This window comes from Saccharicrinis aurantiacus (assembly GCF_947489045.1).
GTDB lineage: Bacteria > Bacteroidota > Bacteroidia > Bacteroidales > Marinilabiliaceae > Saccharicrinis > Saccharicrinis aurantiacus.
In genome coordinates this window covers 95,616-112,804 of the sequence record NZ_CANLCN010000004.1, presented here as the reverse complement: position 1 = coordinate 112,804, position 17,189 = coordinate 95,616, and the positions used below count along the sequence as shown (strand labels likewise).

The 17,189-nt window shown below is 35.5% G+C and carries 13 protein-coding genes; 10 read left to right on the top strand and 3 right to left on the bottom strand.

Annotation, left to right across the window (positions count from 1 at the left end; translation table 11 throughout):
• Positions 1 to 74: 74 nt before the first annotated feature.
• From nth to QMO11_RS06485, 3 genes are all read left to right on the top strand, one after another.
• A complete protein-coding gene (gene nth / locus QMO11_RS06495; RefSeq protein WP_068473444.1) occupies positions 75 to 725 on the top strand; it encodes an endonuclease III in 651 nt (216 codons plus the stop codon).
• A gap of 343 nt (positions 726 to 1,068) precedes the next feature.
• Positions 1,069 to 2,013, top strand: a complete 945-nt coding sequence (locus tag QMO11_RS06490; RefSeq protein WP_282036550.1) for an alpha/beta hydrolase — start codon at positions 1,069 to 1,071, stop codon at positions 2,011 to 2,013.
• Between the two features lie 52 nt (positions 2,014 to 2,065).
• Positions 2,066 to 2,836 (top strand): hypothetical protein, encoded by a 771-nt coding sequence (locus tag QMO11_RS06485; RefSeq protein WP_282036549.1) that lies wholly within the window; start codon positions 2,066 to 2,068, stop codon positions 2,834 to 2,836.
• A gap of 122 nt (positions 2,837 to 2,958) precedes the next feature.
• Here the strand turns inward: QMO11_RS06485 and QMO11_RS06480 are convergent, their stop codons facing one another.
• Entirely contained in the window at positions 2,959 to 4,431 is a 1,473-nt protein-coding gene (locus QMO11_RS06480) for an amidohydrolase family protein (protein ID WP_282036548.1), read from the bottom strand.
• A gap of 145 nt (positions 4,432 to 4,576) precedes the next feature.
• Positions 4,577 to 6,085, bottom strand: coding sequence for a hypothetical protein (locus QMO11_RS06475; RefSeq protein ID WP_282036547.1), 1,509 nt, complete (start codon positions 6,083 to 6,085; stop codon positions 4,577 to 4,579).
• Between the two features lie 179 nt (positions 6,086 to 6,264).
• Between QMO11_RS06475 and QMO11_RS06470 the strand changes: the two genes are divergently transcribed.
• The 7 genes from QMO11_RS06470 (at position 6,265) to QMO11_RS06440 (ending at position 14,715) form a co-directional block, all read left to right on the top strand.
• A complete protein-coding gene (locus QMO11_RS06470) occupies positions 6,265 to 7,857 on the top strand; it encodes a DUF2339 domain-containing protein (protein ID WP_282036546.1) in 1,593 nt (530 codons plus the stop codon).
• A gap of 98 nt (positions 7,858 to 7,955) precedes the next feature.
• Positions 7,956 to 9,194, top strand: a complete 1,239-nt coding sequence (locus tag QMO11_RS06465; RefSeq protein WP_282036545.1) for an MFS transporter — start codon at positions 7,956 to 7,958, stop codon at positions 9,192 to 9,194.
• A 15-nt stretch (positions 9,195 to 9,209) separates the two neighbouring features.
• Positions 9,210 to 11,891, top strand: a complete 2,682-nt coding sequence (locus QMO11_RS06460; RefSeq protein ID WP_282036544.1) for an AMP-binding protein — start codon at positions 9,210 to 9,212, stop codon at positions 11,889 to 11,891.
• Between the two features lie 461 nt (positions 11,892 to 12,352).
• On the top strand, positions 12,353 to 12,856 hold the full coding sequence (locus QMO11_RS06455) for a hypothetical protein (RefSeq protein WP_282036543.1): 504 nt from the start codon (positions 12,353 to 12,355) through the stop codon (positions 12,854 to 12,856).
• Between the two features lie 76 nt (positions 12,857 to 12,932).
• Positions 12,933 to 13,397: a hypothetical protein gene (locus QMO11_RS06450; RefSeq protein WP_282036542.1), complete on the top strand. Its 465-nt coding sequence runs from the start codon at positions 12,933 to 12,935 to the stop codon at positions 13,395 to 13,397.
• A gap of 3 nt (positions 13,398 to 13,400) precedes the next feature.
• Positions 13,401 to 14,111: a hypothetical protein gene (locus QMO11_RS06445; RefSeq protein ID WP_282036541.1), complete on the top strand. Its 711-nt coding sequence runs from the start codon at positions 13,401 to 13,403 to the stop codon at positions 14,109 to 14,111.
• 25 nt (positions 14,112 to 14,136) lie between these two features.
• Positions 14,137 to 14,715: a hypothetical protein gene (locus QMO11_RS06440; protein WP_282036540.1), complete on the top strand. Its 579-nt coding sequence runs from the start codon at positions 14,137 to 14,139 to the stop codon at positions 14,713 to 14,715.
• Positions 14,716 to 14,828: 113 nt separating this feature from the next.
• On the opposite strand, the gene QMO11_RS06435 is transcribed toward QMO11_RS06440, so the two are convergent.
• Positions 14,829 to 16,328: a DUF1254 domain-containing protein gene (locus QMO11_RS06435; protein WP_282036539.1), complete on the bottom strand. Its 1,500-nt coding sequence runs from the start codon at positions 16,326 to 16,328 to the stop codon at positions 14,829 to 14,831.
• Positions 16,329 to 17,189 lie beyond the last annotated feature (861 nt).

The window sequence follows — 17,189 nt, the reverse complement described above, 5'->3', positions numbered from 1 at the left end:
CAGAAGATTAAAGGCAGAAGAGAAAGAGTCACTTTAGCCTTCAACCTTCGGTCTAATTACTTAAAAAAAATAACATGACTAAAAAGGAGCGTTTTGATAAAGTAATAGAATGGTTTAAAATTAACATGCCTATTGCAGAAACTGAGCTTGATTATACAAATCCATATGAGTTGTTAGTAGCAGTAATACTATCGGCACAATGCACAGATAAGCGTGTAAATATGGTTACTCCAGATTTGTTTAAACGTTATCCTTCGGCAAAAGAATTATCTGAGGCCGAGCCTGCTGAGGTATTTGATTATATACGATCGATAAGTTACCCAAACAATAAAAGCAAGCACTTGGTTGGTATGGCAAAAATGCTGTACAACGATTTTGGAAACGTGGTACCTGAAGATATCAAGGATCTACAAAAAATGCCTGGGGTAGGCCGTAAAACCGCCAATGTGGTAACAAGTGTTATTTTCGATAAACCAGCTATGGCAGTAGATACGCATGTGTTTAGGGTGTCAGCGCGAATTGGTTTAACAACAAACTCAAAAACTCCCCTTGATACAGAAAAACAATTGGTGAAATTCTTCCCAGAAGAATTATTGGCCATTGCACACCATTGGTTAATACTTCATGGCAGATATGTGTGTTTGGCCCGTACACCTAAGTGCGCCAAATGTGGCTTGCAAGATTTATGTAAGTATTACCAAAAGGAGAATAAAGTGAAAGCGTAAGGCTTATTTCTATCACAGATACTCTTGTAAGGCAGAGTTTTCTATTTTCGTATAGGGCCTAGATTCATATTTTCCAAACGTTGGAATATTATATTAATAACCTTTGAATTTCAAACGGAAATATGACCTTCTCCTTTTAGCTTTCTACTGTAATCTAGTGTAGTTTATGATGGATGAATTATTACAAAGAGTGATTTGTTTTACTATAGTAGGTTTCGAGAAATTCATTATAATTGAAAGGCATTATTCTTATTATATTTGATTACTTATAAAAAGATAATCAATTAGGCTATTTAGTAATGCGTGATCTAATTTGGATATTTATTGTTTAAGTAATATTGAGATGTTAATATCTAACAGGATGGAATGGGAAGCTAAATTTTCGAAAGAAGTACTTAAATTGAAGGCTGATAACGAAGGAGAGGTTATTGCTGTTCTCTTAAGTTCAAAATTTAATGTAGGTAAGCGTAAGTCAGTACTATATATTCATGGCTATGTAGATTACTTTTTTCATCCCCATCTTTGCGAAGAATTCCATAAGAATGAATTTGACTTTTACGCATTAGATTTGCGTAAGTATGGAAGGTCTTTATTACCACATCAAACGCCTAATTATTGCGAGAATATTGAAGAATATTATGAAGAGTTGGATTTGGCAATTGACTTAATCAGTAAACAAAGCGCTTCGGTATATCTTTTGGGGCACTCAACAGGTGGTTTGTTAACGGCTTCTTATATGAATAATGGTACCTTAAAAGATAAGATATCAGGACTCATATTGAATTCTCCATTTTTAGATATGACGCATCCATCTTTTCAAACCAAATTATCGTATAAAGCATCAAAGGTGATAACCTTGTTTAAACCGAATGCTAAAATTGAAGGTGTATTATCGCCTATTTATGCCAAAAGCGTGCATAAGGATTTTTATGGAGAATGGGATTTTAATTTAGATTGGAAACCAATTAGTGGATTTAGTACTTACCTAAAATGGTATAGAGCCATTGTTAATGCTCAAAATGCTTTGCGTAAATCGAACATCCAGGTGCCGGTATTATTACTCCACTCAAATGAGTCGTTTGAACCGAAAAGTTATACTGAAAAAGTAAAGCAGGCAGATACGGTGCTAAATGTTAATGATATGATTCGGATTGGGCCAAGTTTAGGGAACAGTGTTACTTTAATTGGAATAAAAGGTGGAATGCATGATTTATTTCTTTCGGCCTTAGAGGTTCGTAAAACTGTTTTTAGAGAACTTTTTGTTTGGATAGATATTATTAATAAGTAATTCTATAAACTACATTTCTTCCAGAATCAACTTTCATTTATATTTGCACTCTATGAGTGAGCAGTGTTTTATTCCTTTTACTGGTAGTATCGATTCTGAATTAATACCATCAGAATTAAATAACCCCTTTGCATTAATTACTCCTGAAGTTTGCAAGATAGCAGCAGAGCAATTGAAAGATTATTTGTTGAAGAATCAATTAAAGTGGAAACATAACTTTGGTTTTAGCGAGCACAAAAACAACCTTGTTAAAGGTAAAATGTTTGGTGTTTTAGTAGTTCAATCTAAACAAGGAGAGCTAGGTTTTTTGGCTACGTTTTCAGGTAAAATTCAAGATGATCCACATCCTAAAATATTTGTTCCTTCTGTATTTGATGTGTCATCAGATGATTTCTTTATTAATAAAGGGATGACCGCTCTTACTGAAATAGGCGTGCGTATTAAGGCATTAAAAGAGGAAGGATCAAAAGAATCATTAACTGAAGCAAAACGTTTGAAGGAAGTGCGTAGGCGGAATTCCGTTAGTTTACAGAAACAGTTATTCGATAACTATAAGTTTGAAAATAGGGAAGGGACAGTGAAAAATCTTTGTGATATTTTTACTGAGTATGACGGTAGGAACCCTGCTGCGGGTGCGGGTGAGTGCGCAGCTCCAAAATTGTTGCAATATGCATTTGAACATGAGATGAAATCTTTGGCAATTGCAGAATTTTGGTGGGGGAAGTCAACCAAATCGGAGGATAGAAAGCATAAAGAATTTTATCCGGCTTGTAATGATAAATGCCGTCCAATTTTATCATTTATGTTGGGCCAACGTTTTTAAACGTGATAAGAAATCACCTTAAAAAAGAGGAGTTGTTTTTTAAAGAATTAAACAACAATTACAATATCAAATAATCAGGCTGTTGATTGGATAATAACAGCCTGATATAGTGTAATTACGTTTTAATAATTTTTTATTATAAAATTATATGCGTTGTCCGATAAAATCAGATCCACCAATTCTTCAACTGGTTTTCCCATAGAAAGCCTTTTAAACTTCTTCATTTGGGGCATGTATTTAATCAGGCATTCTCTTAAACTAGGGAACTCATCGCTTGTAATAAAACTATCTAAAGGGTTAATCATACCATCAAAATCGGTTCCTAAGCTTAATACAGTCCATGCATTGTTTTTTTCATCTTCACTAAGAAGGTCTGAATCAACAATGGCTCCAATTATTCCTAAAATATTATCGGCTACACGTTCAGTCCAGAATTGCTTTACTTCCTCGGTGTTCTTTTTAATATCTTTATTGCTGAATAGTTCTTTCTCCTCTTCAATTCTATCGTTACCAGATAATACTCTTTGATCTAAGTTGAGCCCGATAATCCCTTTTGATTGATAAATTTCAACAATCTCCTGATCAGATAAATTGATACTCCAAGGGTTAAAATTACTTGAGTTGTCATATTTATTTGAAACATTATCCGGAATAAGGATAGAGTCACTCATGGTTTTATGACTACCATAACCCATATGGCTTGCAATAATCGGAATGGTGTCTTCATTACTTTCGTTATAACGCCTTATTTTCTTATGGTATTGCAAACGCGAGGCAATACTCATATGCTTGGTATCTATTAAGATACGTTTTGTGTGGTGTGCATAATTATTGATACCCAATAAAGCATCAATCAATTGCATGCCATTATCGTTTATTGGTTCGTTTAAACCCACTTGTTGCGATAATACTTTAGCCGCAATGCCCGGAATACTCTTGCATTGGCCACAAAATCCGTTGTAGAAGTGATGCGCAAATGTGATGTACAGTGGATGTGCCGACCAGCTTTTTAGTTTCTCAACATTGGCAATAACCTCAGTCATATTAATAGCTCCATTTAATATTTGATGGTTGTTACCAGATATTAATGAATGTGCCCCTTCAATGCTCGGAATCATTACAATTGTTTTGTCATCGCTCAAGGCTTTTTCTACCTTATTGCCAGTGTTTGGTAACACGTACTTCCATCCGGGTAATGATTCTTTCTCTATGCCTTGGTCTTTCTCAAGAAACTTGAATTCTTTTTGCAGGTACTCAAAATAATTAAACTTGGGATCTTGAACCTTATTAATATATCTGGTGGGTAAATGCACCACAAATTGTTTGGCCAATACATCAGTTAATGAACCTGTGCCAATGACTGCCGGATCGAACCAATTTTGTTCAATTGGATAAAGAGCTGCCACCACAAGTTTAACATTGCCCTTGGCCAAAGCGGGCATATTGCACTGAAAAAACTCAGGAAACTCACTGTTGCGTTGTCTATCCTTCGGAGGATTATCCCACCATAAATCTTCTTTGCGTTTTTTGCCAACATTATAAAAAGTAAATTGGTGTAGGGTAGGGTGGCAATGTATATCTGCTATGGGTTTCATATTTTATTAGATTAAGGAATTGTTGATCATAAATGATATTTTATCTCAAACGAAATATATCAGGCATGGTTTCATTGCAAGCACTCTTTTATGGTAACCATGATGTTTATTGGATTATACTTTATTATGACGAGGCGTCAAAAGTTTACTCATTTTCAATTGATATTAAATGAAGCAAAACCTCATAAGCATCATCATTCATAATTTTTGCCTTTAGCCAAGCATAGTATACCGATGCATGTAAATCTTCTTGCTCAATGGGAATCCAGTTAAAACTGTTTTCCACGGTATCATAAAAGGCGCTTGTTTCAGCAATATTTGGCTCTTCAACAACTTTACTAAGTAGCTGTAAAAACACTTTCACTCTATCGAGTTGCGGGAGATTACCAAACCACTCTTTACGTCTTAGAAGCGCTCTAATTCTATTGGAAGCTATGTCGAAGTTACCCAGTTCAAACTGAATGAAAATATCCAAAATATCCTTCTTAATTACCCATTCAATACCGGCAACTTTGGCACACCAGGCATTGCTATGTGCTATTGACGACAGTACTTTGATGGCTTCTTTAAAGTTCTTCTTAAATAATAAGTATATGGCTTTGTTCAGCTTAAGGTTTAGCGTTTCATTTGGCTGGAATTTAATATCGCTGGTAAGGCTAATAGTATCAATTGCATCATCTATTTTACCTGTGAAGAATAAAAGCGCGCATTGCAATTGCGTAACTTTTGGTAAAAGCTTTGTGTATTCCGTTTTTACCAACAATTGCATTTGCTCCTTTAATATATGCACATATTCTGTGGCTTGTTTAAACTGTTTGTTTCTAAACAAGGTGTGTGCAATCATATATTGTATGCGCGCCAAGTATATCTTATCTCGCTCAGTAGGTTTATCTGAAACAATAATTTTAGAATAATATTTTAGCAATATGGGTTCAAAACTGTAGTAATCCTTGCTTGAGGTAGCTGCACTTCGAGTGATAGAAAGCAAGCGGTATACCACAGACGGACGTTGAGCCAGGGCCTCATTTAAATTATATTGATTTAAAGTATCGTCGATAATACTTTGCATATCGGGTGTGTGCACCGATGATTTTGATTTACGGAGGTAGTATTGAATAATCTTATAAGCAGTATCAATTTTGTCGTCCTCAATGGCCAGGTTTAAGTATCTCTCTTTACGCTCTAAAATAGGTGCAATGTCTTGCTTAACCTCATGCAAAGGAATTTCTAAAAACAAGCGCATGATTTGATTGGCTAAGGAGAATAACTCAGAAGAAACAGCCATTTGCTCTGCCTTCTTTAGGTATTTCCAGGCCAAGTTGTAGATGCCATGTTCTTTTAAATATCGTGTTAAACTAATGTATGCAGTTACTTGAGTTTCTGCAGTATCATCTTCGCGTAACTGTTTAAACAGGATGAAATCACTCAAGTGTTTGAGCAATTTCTTTCTGAGGGCATGGTAGGCTACAACATTTTTGGTTTCGTATAAGAGCGGTACAATTTCGTTTTGCTGTAGTGCTGCATTCTTATGAAGCAGGAGAAATAACTCCAGATCCTTCCGATTTTCTTTGCGCTTTTGCCTATTGATAAATGAACTAAATTCAATAACATCGGATTTGCTAAAAGCTTTAATTATTGAAGTTAATGCATCCATTTGTGTGTTTTTAAAAGTCTGTTTTGATATATGTATATCCCAAATATAGTATAATAATTTAGGTTATTGGGGTTTGTTTTAAAAGTCTGTTATTTGGTAAAGTTGGTTTGTGCTTAGCCTTGATTACAGTGTATGTTTGTATCGAAATAATAAACATTCAAAACCGAAATTTTAATATTATGAACGAGTTAATTAAGAAACACTGGATTACAGCACTGGGAATTTTGTTCTTATTCTCATCATTCGCTTATTTCTTAAAAATGGCCTTCGATAATGGATGGTTTCCGCCAGAAATTAGAATTTTAGCAGGCTTTGCAATGGGAACAACACTCTTGTTTTTTGGCTATCACTTTTATCATAAAAAGAACTTATACCTAAGTCAGATTTTATCGGGTACAGGTATGAGTGCTATTTATGCCACCTTCTCCTATGTGGCTTTTGCCGATGGCATTCACTGGCCCTACAATATTACCTTTATTTCAATATTGGCATTAACCGTATCAACCACATATGTAAGCTACTACTATAACTTAAGGGGCTTAATGTTTATAAGTATGATGGGCGGCTTGTTATCGCCAATATTTATGAAGGCTCAAGCCAATAACGATTTATTGTTGTTTGCCTATGTGTTTATTTTAAATGTAGGTGCGCTTTATATGAGTATCTCAAAAAAGTGGCCCGAGTTACGCGCCATGTCATTTGTATTAACGGTAGCCATTTATACCAGTTATTACATCTGTTTTGATCCTGATTTTTGGATGCGCCCATTTTTTTACGCAGCAACTTTATTTGTGAGTTATATGGTGGGTTCTATTTATGCATCGTACCGCGAAAAGGATTGTTTTAGTGGTTGGAATTTATATCTAAGCCTAATTAACGCCATGTTATTTATATTCTGGTCCATCTATATTTTAGACAGTTTTAGTATTTCGTTCACGGTGCCATTAATGGTTGTGGGTTTCACATTTTTATTGGTTGCTGCTGTTATATTTTATTTAACTGAAAAACGAATATTTCCATCGGCTTTATACGTGGGTTTTAGTTTAATACTATTTGCCATGTCTGCCTCAAACATAAAGCCCTTTGGTTTTCAGGGATTAGAATATGTAATAGCCACACTACTTTGGTTATTAATTACTGTAGCTACTTATACTGTGGCCATTTACACCAAAACTAAGTCCTTAGTAAAGGTAAGTTACGGAGCTTGGTTTTTATTAATTGCGTATTGGGTTAGCAATGCATGGGATGTGCAATGGGTAGAATTATTTGGCATTAAATACCTACCATTTTTAAATGCAGGTGCACTTACGTGGATGCTGTTGGCAGCCTTCGGATTTTACATCAGCAAAAAGGAGCAAGCGAAGGATAAAAGCTTGAGTGTAATTTTGGCAATTATTTCTAATGTAATTGTGGGCGGATTGTTTGCGGTTCAGATTAACAATTTATGGTTGGCCTACGATATTGCATCGCTAAGTAAAGCCATAGTATTATCGTGCACCTACATTGTTTATGCACTATTTATTTTTCTTTGGGGATCGTATACTAAAGAAATTGCTTACAGAATAATGGGATCCATTGTAATTATAGCAACCTCAGTAAAAGTGTTTTTCTGGGACTTATCTGGCGAAGCCAATATTAGTAAGATGCTATTTTTAATGTTAATAGGAGTGCTTACTTTGGGTATTGCCTATATCAATAATCAATGGTTCAATAAACAATCGCGCAATATTGCAGTTAACAGTGAGGATGCTGACAGCGATGTAATAGAATAAACAAAAAGTAGGATTCGTTATGTCAACCCCATAAATCGCATATATTTGCAAAGCTCCCCATTAAAAAAGTTATTGGGGAGTGTATAAAATAGAAGGTTATGAAAACAAGAAAAACATTTTGGCTCCCTTTATTTATTACCAATTTTTTAGGAGTTCTAAACGATAATTATCTCAAGTACTTGGTGTTTTTCATCAGTACCACATGGATAATGAAAGATAGTGAGTCGATTGTTATTATGTTGGCCTCGGCACTATTTGTAATTCCGTATATATTGTTTTCGCCCATTGCAGGTAAGTTGGCGCGCGATTATTCAAAAGCCAAAATAATACAACGTGCCAAGCTGGCTGAAATTCCTATTATGGTAATTGCCTCGGCGGGTTTTATTTTTGAAAGCATTATCGTAACCATGTTTGCCATATTTTTAATGGGACTGCAAAGTGCCTTATTTTCACCTGCAAAGTACGGTATCATACGCGATATTGGGGGTAAAGAAGGAATATCGTACGGAACGGGCGCCATGGAAATGCTCACTTTTATGGGTGTTTTAATTGGAACTTATGTAGCCGGTGTTTCTTCAGATATTAGCAAGAGCGAAAGTTTGGGCGCTTATCAATTACCAATAGTTTGTAGTGCTTTAATTGGCTTTGCTGTAATAGGATGGTTGTTGAGTTTAAAAATTCATCCTCAAGAGAGCACACCCGAAGAGGAAGACGATACTTCGTTAAATCCGATTATATTTTTGGTGCGTTCTTACAAATGGAGCAAGCAAGTAAAAGGTTTAAATGTGGTAATTATGTCTCTGGCTACATTTTGGGCCATAGGTTCATTGTTGCAGATGAATATTACAGTGCATTGTCGTAATGTATTAGAGTTATCAGATACCGCAACAAGTTCTATAATGGCTTCGGTAGCAATTGGAATAGGTTTAGGGTGTTATCTCACTGGCGTGATTATGAACAAAGGCATCAAGATGTACTTGGTTCCCATTGGAGGTTTGGGTATGCTCATTTGCGTATCCCTGATATTTGTATTGAACCCTTCTACCACACTTTTTACCATACTAATTATACTCACGGCTTTTTTTGCCGGAGTTTTTAAAATTCCGCTAAATGCCTTTATACAGGATAGGGTAAAAGGACGAATGTTAGGTTTAATATTGGCCTATAATAACCTAATGTTATTCACATTTATTTTGTTATCGGCAGGTATTTTTGGCGTTGTAGAAACCGCAGCAAGTTCAATAGGCGTTTTTGCGGCAGTGGCCATAATAACCTTAATAGCAACACTGGCAGCTTGGATAAGAATACCAGGCGCCATGAAATCAAAACAATCGTAAATTTTAATATTGGTTATGAAACAACATCATCCTATAGTTATAAAGTTTGCTCAGTTATTTTCTGTATTGGTTCGTTTTATCCTAAGTGCGCGTTACCGAGTAAGCGTTAAAAATGCATCCTTACTAAAAGGGAGAACAGCAAGGGTTATATTGCCCAATCATCAGGCTATAATGGACCCCGTTATTTTGTTTGCCAATTTATACAAATATACCTCGGCAGTGCCGGTGGTTACCTCGTCGTATTACGATATGCCGGTGGTAAAGTCAATATTTAAAACTTGGGGAGCTGTGCGAGTGAGCGATTTAGAATCGGGCAGCAGAAATACAAAGGTGCTCGATCAAATTACCGATGGCATCAATAAGAGTTTAGATTTAAATAATAATGTGGTTCTCTATCCTGCCGGACAGTTAGCCGGACAAGGGTACGAGCGTATTTTAAATAAACAAAGTGCTTTTAAGGTAATTGGCAATATGCCCAATGATGCACAAGTATTAGCAGTTCGCATATCGGGTTTATGGGGTAGTCGTTGGTCGAAGGCATGGACTGGTAAATCGCCCTCTTTTGGTAGCATGTTATTAAAGTGTTTGGGTTTGCTATTGGCTAGTTTGTTGTTCTTTTTACCAAGGCGTAAAGTCAGTATTGAGATTATTGATGTTACAAAAGAGGCTAAGGCAAAGAGTAAATTAGATAAAAAAGCCTTTAATGAATACCTAGAAAGCGTTTATAACCAAAATGGCGAAGAACAGGTAAAGTACGTGAAGTATCATTGCTTGGCTCCTAGGCTTAAAAAGCAATTGCCCGATACCATTGTAGGCTCGGTAAAGTTTGCCAAGCAAGAGATGGTAAGCGGTAAGCACGATATCCCCGACGAAGTATTTAAAAAAGTACAGTACATATTGCATCAGATATTAGAAGGGCTTACTGAGATTAAGAAAAGTGACTTTCTTCAAATAGATTTAGGCGCCGACTCCTTAAATATTGTGGAAATTATTGATGCCATTGAAAATGAGTTTGAGAGTTTTTCGCCTCCTCAAATTATTGAGGTAAAAACGGTAAGTGATTTATGCTTGGTGGCCATGGGACAGTTTAAAACCGATACGGATTTAAAGCCCACCAAATTGTACCACAATGTAAGTGAGGTTAAGAGATTGGCGATTAATGAAGATCAGAATATATTACAACAGTTTATTAAATCGTTTACCACCCATAAAAAAGATCCGTTTTGTTACGATGCCATGTTGGGTTCAACAGATAAAAAGACCTTCTTTTTAAAAGCCTGTGTGGTATCTGAATTATTAAAAAAGGAAGTAAAAGAGCAGCATGTGGGCATAATGCTACCTGCTTTGCAAAGTACCACAATGCTTATTGCAGCTTGTTATTTGGCCGGTAAAATTCCGGTAATGCTTAACTGGACAGTAGGCAAAAAAATACTACAACATTGTATTGATACGGCAGGCGTAAAAACCATATTATCGGCAGGTGCTTTTATTAGTAAAATAGAAGAGCAGTTGCCTGATGATTTAAAGGATAAGATTATCCTGCTTGAGAAAAAAGTACCCGAATTAAGCACGATCACTAAATTAAAAGGAGCCTTAAAAGCTACCTTTCCTGGAGTATTTATATCGGCAAAGCGCATACCCGATGAAGCGGTTATTTTATTCACTTCGGGTAGCGATGCCTTACCCAAGGCAGTTCCGTTAACGCACCGTAATATTGTAAGTGATTTGGCCAGTGTGTTTAAAATTATAAATCTCGATAACAATCAAAGTTTTCTATCGTTTTTACCGCCATTTCATAGTTTCGGATTTTCAGTATTGAGTATTTTGCCCCTCTTAACAGGAGCAAAAGTGGCTTATACGCCTAACCCTACAGACTCAAGGGAGGTATTGCGAATAATGAAGCATGTTAAAGCCAATATTTTGGTGGGCACACCAAGCTTTTTAAAACTATTATTATCCGAAGGATCGGCATACGAATTTAAATCGGTGCAATATGCCGTGTCGGGAGCCGAGGCCATGCCCGAAAGTTTAAAACTTCAGTTTGAAGCCCTCACGCAAAATGGTATTATACTCGAAGGTTATGGAATTACCGAGTGTGCGCCAGTGCTAACTATTAATCCGCAGAGCAAACAAAAGCTGAATAGTGTGGGCAAATTTTTGCCCGATGTTACCGGATTGGTGCTTGATGTAGAAACGCATCAACCACTAAAAGCAAACGAGGCAGGAATGATTTATGCCAAAGGCCCCAATGTATTTGATGGCTATTTAAATCAGCCCGAACTAAAGCCCTTTGAAGAAATAAATGGCGAGCGCTATTATAAAACTGGCGATTTGGGTTATATAGATGAGGAGGGTTACTTGTTTATCACCGGAAGGTTAAAGCGCTTTATAAAAATAGCAGGGGAGATGATCAGTCTGCCTTTTATAGAGAAAATATTATTACAGAAATACGGCAGCCACGATGCACAAGTTTTAGCTGTTGAAGGAAGCGACAAAGTTAAGCCCGCTCGCATTGCCTTGTTTGCAAAAAATGATATCGATTTAAACGAAGCCAATGCCTACCTGCTACAAAATGGAGTAGCGCCCATTGCTAAACTCAAAGAGCTAATTGCAATTGATGAAATACCTGTGTTAGGAACAGGCAAAACCGATTATAAAGTATTGAAGGCTATCTTGGAGAAGGATTTAGTCAACTAAAAAACCGCTGCATCCCGCTAGGGGACAGTACAAAACCCTAGGGGGCGATAAAAAACTCTAGGGGAGCAGCTCAACTTGCTAGGTGGCAGAATAATCTTCTAATAGCTTGGCGTCATTGGTTTCGGGGGCGGCCCAAACCTTTAGTAGTTTGTTGTCATTTGCCTGGGGGACTGCATATAACTCTCGCTGACGATATGAATACGCTAGGGGAGCAGTTGAATATATTAGGGGACGCTAAAAACTTCCAGTAGCTTGGTATCATCCACTTAGAGGATGGCTTAAACCTGTAGTAGTTTGGTATCGATTACCTGGGGGAAGTATCAGAAAAATTAAAGTCTATAAAAAGGGCTTTATGCTTCTAAACCGGTTTGAATCTTTTACAAATAGTGAAGAAATGAATCAGTTTTTTGGGAAAATTAGGATGCAATTTTTTATATTTTAATGATATAAAATTAGAATCTATGAATACTTGGAACACAATGATTAAGTATAAAGAAGAACAGAAATTCAGACAATGGTGGTTTTGGCTGATTATAACTATAATTGGGATGATACCAATTTATGGAGTTTATAAACAACTAATATTGGGCGAAAAATTTGGGAATAATCCAATGTCGGACTTTGGACTTATTATATTCTCAATAATGATGTTTGTATTAATCGTACTTTTTTTAACCATAAAACTTACAACCAGCATTGATGAAAACGGAATTAGCATGCGCTTTGCCCCATTTGTTACAAAGAGAATTCAATTCAGTGAGATCAGAAAAGCTGAAGTAGTGAATTATGGATTTGTTGGTGGTTGGGGAATTCGATTTGGGACACAATACGGAACCACCTATAATATTAGCGGTAATAAAGGACTAGCCATAGAGTTGATAAACGGGAAAAAGATTTTAATAGGCACGCAGAAAGAAAGTGAATTAAGGCGTATAATTAAAACGGCTGAAGCTGATCTACAATAATGATATTACAATCATTATTGTAGATAGTAACTTATCGCTGCACTTGATATTTTAACCTTAACAAACAATTATAGAAATGGATTTTTCAAATGTTACAAATGGCATTCTACAGTATATTGATACTTGGGAACAAAAATTAATTGATTTACCAGTTGATACGATTTCAAATAAGAGAAATACACAAAACAGAACTATCAAACAGATTCTTGGTCATCTGATTGATTCTGCTTCAAACAATCATCAGCGCATGGTTCGTTTACAGTATATCGATAAACTTGAATTTCCAGATTATCAGCAGGATAATGACTTATGGATTGCCATACAAGATTATCAAAATGCAGATTGGAACACAACAATTCAGATGTGGAAGTATTATAATTTGCACATTATTCAGGTGATAAAATCCGTAGATCAAACAAAACTGAATAGTTCGTGGCAAAGCTTTGAGGATTTTACTGTAACGCTTCGTCAAATGATTGAGGGATACTTAGGACATATTGAGCTGCATTTCAATGAGATTCAGGATTTGATTGATAAGTAGACAGTGCGGATGGAAAAAATGAAAAGACTAATATATGTAACGGGATTCTTAACACTAATGATTTCTTGTACTTTAAAATTAAATCAAGAAAAGAACCTAAACTACAAGGAAACCCAGGTTTCATTTTTTGATTTAGCTCATGGAGATTGGACTACGAATAAATGGATTCGTATACCAGCAAATTTAAAAATGGTAAATGAGACATTTAAATGTATTGGCTATCTTAATTTGATCCCATGTGAATTTATGAAATCCAATGACTTCTTTATTCGAGATATCTGCATTAATAAGAATTTCTATGATCTTTTTGACAGTTTAGAAATCACCTATAGCCTTGATACGATTCACAGCAAGTATTACAGAGAGTTTTGGAATAGAAGACGCAAAGAGGAAAATGAAAGTATTATTTATGAAATAGTTAAGGATGTAAATTTAATTAAGAAACAGAAAATCATAATGTATGATCCTTATTTTGTAAATGATACTCTATATGATTTATTACAAATTCAATTTAGATACGACACATTAACCAATGATTTAGCTAAAGAAGATTTTGATGTTTTAAAGAAATATGGATTACACGAATCTGCGTACAATTTGTTATACGAACGTTACGACTATTATGATATTAATTGGAATAGAGATAGTTTGGTTGAAACATTAGATACAGTAACAAATTATGTTGGAGCATGGTTTGAGGATAATACAAAATAGAAAAAGGAGAATTTGGATTGAAGCAATGAAACAATTTTTATTATATAGATATTTGTTACTGATAATACTCTCATTTGTTCTATGTCCGTCGATATATGGCCAAAATACCGAGGTGCCTAATTCTGGACAGAGAGAAATAGTAACTCCCATCAAATTTAAAACGAGTAAGGAGCGAGACCTTAATTTAAAAAAGCGCTTATTTCTTTTAAATAAAGCGATAGAGTATTTAACTATTCCAGAAATACATACTCTTGAATTAGAAGGTCTTGAAAATGTGAACACAAAAGAATTGGTTTGTGTTAAAAATCAAACAAGGATTTATTTGATTGATAGTTACGATTGGGATTTGAATGAGCAACTACCAATAATTCCTAAGTGCTCAGTTATAAAAGCATTGCTAAAAAACAAAGACAATGTAACAGATGAGGAATGGAAATTGCTGAAATATATGGAGTTTTATAGTGGTAACTATACCGATAATATAAAGTATATCATTAATAGTCAAGAATTCGAAGTGGATAAGAACCTTACAAAGGTTATAGAATATAAGTTTGAGTATAATGCCCAAGGAGAATTATTCTTATCAAATACTAGCATCGAATAAGTTAATTAAATGGGGTATAGCTTCAGAACACTCTCTTGTACAACAAAGCCCCGATAGCAAACTATCGAGGCTTTGTAATACATTATTAAGCAGGTGCGAAAATCCAATCTGAATTATTCTACTAGTTCAGCATCCGACGGATACCATTCGCCATCAAACCATGCTTCAAGCGGACCGTAAAGTCTGAATATTGTATTCCAACCCTTGTTAGGGTTTGTTTGTATCCAATTATTTTTCATTCCTTTCGGAGCCTTTGGGCCAATAAAAATATCCCACGATCCATCTTTGTTTTGTTTCAAACCTTTTTTGTTGTTATCAATACCAGGGAACTGCTGATCTGTTTGTAACATCGATCTGGTTTGGTTATCATATATGGTAAACGACCAAAAATCTTTCATCGGAGGATTTGCCGGAATATGAAATTTGTAAGTTTTACTACCATCAAAGGTATTTCCCTCTTTATCAGAGTAGGCAATTGCATATTGCGAGCCCTTTCCAATTATCTTCATCGACATTGCAGGCGTTATTCCCGTAGCGTAAAAGTGAAAAGCACTTCGGGCATCCAATAATTTGGCTCCACCATGTTCAAACAAATAACTTTTATAAGCCAGCGGATTGAGCCATTGCGTACCCTCAAACTTATATAAGTATTCACTTCGTGGTTTAGCCATTTGTGTTCTAACAATGGCGCTACCAATTTTAGCCGCTTCGTCTAAAATGTTTTGCATACGTGCATCAGGCTTAAACTCTTGTCCTTTTACAATACCAATAGCAGCAAGCGTTCCTAAAATTTCAGAACTTTCGCCAAAGCTAGGTTCCGACTGAATAACCGCATTTATTTCGTTATAAATCTCGCTATCCATTCGATGAATGGTATTGAATTGTTTTCCCGATACATTTACAAAATTCATCTCCGGAGGATTGTTCTTTTTTGATAGTGGATAAATCTTAAAAGTCTCTTTGGTTGCGTTAACAGCTGGCATTGGGTCGCCATCCTTCTGAAAGCCTCTCCAAATAATCCAGTGTCCGTAGGTATTTGCTTGCTTCACAAAATAACCATCCGGCACCTCACCTTTGTAGTTTGGAGGTAGTATTAAAAACTTACCACCCTTAGCTTTATCCGGTCCCAAACGACCGAAATCGGCAACATATTTAAAATAATGATCATCAATAATTCCTAATACATCAGGCGGAGTTTCAATCACCATTGGTTCGTCACCAAGCTCTAACCACGATGTCATGTATACCGAAGTAGTGTTGGCCGTTAGAAACAGAGTTTTTGAATCCATCAGCTCCTCAAATATCAATGCAGTTTCATTGGCTTTACCCATCGAAAGAATCCCACGTTTCATGGCTTCCATCGATGCAATATGAATCCCTTTAGTATAGGCATCTACCGCATTTATTAAATCAATATAATCATAAACTTTTTCAGTAGTTTCAGGTAGCGGAACCCCATCCGTAAATTTTAATTCACCAAGATGTTCTGATTCAATCGTGTTCGCATTCTCAATACCAACAGGTATTGTTGTGGACATTTTCATTTTCTGCGCATAAGCATTGTAGCCTATGCCAACACACAATAACAAAAGTGCAATTGCTTTATTTCTCATGGATTTTAATAATTGAAGGTTAATACTCTATACATAACACTCCTATGTATTAAAAGGTTGTACTGACTAACTTAGTATAGAATTTACACTTTTAAGATTAGGGCGTTCCCCTGGGCTAAAAAGTCTGCATAGTAATGTTGTGCCTAACTTTATTGCATCTATTCTGAAATATCTAAATGTTGGTAGATTTCAGTCAGATCAATGTTTGTAGTAATTCGGTGAAATTTAATAGATATCTGCATTCCTTTTTTTGCGTTTGTTTTTTGCAAGCCAAAAAATAATTTTGATGTAGTAAGTAAAATTAAGGTACAAAAAAAACCAATTACACTTAATGTAATTGGGTTGCTTAATTCTTACTTAAAAGAGTTTATCTGCGGAGAGAGAGGGAACTGAAAATTTGCTTCAAATGCCCGTATATCAACGCTTTGTGTTTTGTAATTTTAAAGTCCGCTGTAAGTCCACCAAAAATGGCTTGAAATTGCTGTTTCAAATGCTTTTTAATGAGCTTATTTCACTCCAAAAGTACGAAAAAGGATTCGAACCTAAAAATGGCTTTTTGTCAAGTTTTTTTGAGTAAGAAGGATAGAAAGCGATTACGTCGATATACTATTACCAAAACCTATTATTAAATAACTATATTGTTTTGATTAGAAAGCTAATATTCGCAACAATAGTTAATTGTTTTAGGAGTAATTTTGTGGAGATAGTTATTGCCAATAACCTTTGATTATTTCAATGAAAAAGTAAGTTATAAAAAAAATGGAGGCTAGTAGCAATCTGTTTTAGCGGAAGAATAAATAATTCTAAGTACTTATGGATAGATCTAAATTGGCTAGATTGTTTTTATCCGTTGATGGAGTA

What these genes read in the sequence shown, in the direction of transcription:
- QMO11_RS06490 (WP_282036550.1), top strand. Translation starts at nt 1,069, where the DNA reads ATGTTAATATCTAACAGGATGGAATGGGAAGCTAAATTTTCGAAAGAA.
- nth (WP_068473444.1), top strand. Translation starts at nt 75, where the DNA reads ATGACTAAAAAGGAGCGTTTTGATAAAGTAATAGAATGGTTTAAAATT.
- QMO11_RS06460 (WP_282036544.1), top strand. Translation starts at nt 9,210, where the DNA reads ATGAAACAACATCATCCTATAGTTATAAAGTTTGCTCAGTTATTTTCT.
- QMO11_RS06465 (WP_282036545.1), top strand. Translation starts at nt 7,956, where the DNA reads ATGAAAACAAGAAAAACATTTTGGCTCCCTTTATTTATTACCAATTTT.
- QMO11_RS06470 (WP_282036546.1), top strand. Translation starts at nt 6,265, where the DNA reads ATGAACGAGTTAATTAAGAAACACTGGATTACAGCACTGGGAATTTTG.
- QMO11_RS06450 (WP_282036542.1), top strand. Translation starts at nt 12,933, where the DNA reads ATGGATTTTTCAAATGTTACAAATGGCATTCTACAGTATATTGATACT.
- QMO11_RS06440 (WP_282036540.1), top strand. Translation starts at nt 14,137, where the DNA reads ATGAAACAATTTTTATTATATAGATATTTGTTACTGATAATACTCTCA.
- QMO11_RS06485 (WP_282036549.1), top strand. Translation starts at nt 2,066, where the DNA reads ATGAGTGAGCAGTGTTTTATTCCTTTTACTGGTAGTATCGATTCTGAA.
- QMO11_RS06475 (WP_282036547.1), bottom strand. Translation starts at nt 6,085, where the DNA reads ATGGATGCATTAACTTCAATAATTAAAGCTTTTAGCAAATCCGATGTT.
- QMO11_RS06435 (WP_282036539.1), bottom strand. Translation starts at nt 16,328, where the DNA reads ATGAGAAATAAAGCAATTGCACTTTTGTTATTGTGTGTTGGCATAGGC.
- QMO11_RS06480 (WP_282036548.1), bottom strand. Translation starts at nt 4,431, where the DNA reads ATGAAACCCATAGCAGATATACATTGCCACCCTACCCTACACCAATTT.
- QMO11_RS06455 (WP_282036543.1), top strand. Translation starts at nt 12,353, where the DNA reads ATGAATACTTGGAACACAATGATTAAGTATAAAGAAGAACAGAAATTC.